This window comes from Aerococcus sp. L_32 (genome assembly GCF_050689315.1).
The window spans coordinates 1-1,040 of sequence record NZ_JBOEQF010000608.1 but is presented as its reverse complement, the minus strand read 5'-3'; the positions used below and the strand labels follow the sequence as shown (position 1 = coordinate 1,040).

Annotated in this window: 2 protein-coding genes; one reads left to right on the top strand and one right to left on the bottom strand. The window is 38.3% G+C overall.

What is annotated here, in order from left to right:
• Window positions 1–159 precede the first annotated feature (159 nt).
• On the top strand, window positions 160–663 hold the full coding sequence (locus ACRCJ0_RS15125; RefSeq protein WP_431391030.1) for an MFS transporter: 504 nt from the start codon (window positions 160–162) through the stop codon (window positions 661–663).
• Between the two features lie 55 nt (window positions 664–718).
• Here the strand turns inward: ACRCJ0_RS15125 and ACRCJ0_RS15120 are convergent.
• A partial coding sequence (locus ACRCJ0_RS15120) for a Crp/Fnr family transcriptional regulator (RefSeq protein WP_431391028.1) occupies window positions 719–1,040 on the bottom strand: 322 nt, incomplete at its 5' end.

Sequence of the window (1,040 nt, the reverse complement as noted above, 5' to 3'; positions counted from 1 at the left end):
TAAGAACTTAACAGATAAAGTAGCTAACATGACCCATATTGCATGGGCAACTGGTGGGTCAATGGTACCAGCAGATGAGCAAGTGTTATTCTACGAAAATGGTAAAGCCAATCAATAATGTGAAACGATAAATCGAAATCACTATAGAAGAAAAGGGTAATTGAGTGTCAAAGCTCACTTACTCTTTTTTATTTTGCCCAATTTTTAGCAACAATTGCCACTGCAGGTATGACTTTAAGTACCTTATTCATCGCATCATTTGTAAGTTCAATTACGAAAAAATTTGGTAAAAAAAAAGCTGAATCATTCGCACTAATCGGTGCAGGCTTCATCTATGTCCTTGCTTTCGTATTAAGCATTCAAAATCCATTAGTATTTGCCATCTTACTTATCGTTGCGGGTATAGTTATGAATTACTACACTATGGCAATGTACGCTTACGTAACAGACGTTATTGATGACTTCTACATCAAACGTGGTATACGTAAAGATGGTACAATCTACTCAGTTTACTCATTTACACGCAAAATAGGTCAAGCGATTGCTGGTTTCTTAGCCGGTGCTTTACTAACACAAATTGGTCATGTTTCAGGTGCTGAACAACAAACTGCTGAAGTAGCGAATAGTATCTACTTGCAAAAAGCATCGAACCTTTCCAACTAAAGTGAAGGTTCGATGCTTATAGACGTTTATGAAGTTGAATTTAACTCAATACTTCTCAACAAAAGACTTCAATCTGATGGTTATGCCGTTCTTTAATCTTGCCTTCATCAGCTAATTGATGCAGGGATCGGCTAAGTGTTTCAGATGACATGCCTAAAAAACCTGCTAAAAACCGCTTCGTTTCCTCGTGATAGAAGATTTGGTGGCCATTCACCAACTCGGCTTCCTTACAAATGAAATTGAATAACCGTTCTTTTGCGGTGCAAGTAGATAACAACATGGATTGCTCTTCTGAAGCGTGTAGGCGCTGAGACAGGGCTTCAATCATCTTAAGGGATAATTGCGGGTAGTCCGACAGCAGTTGTTTAAATTGTTGG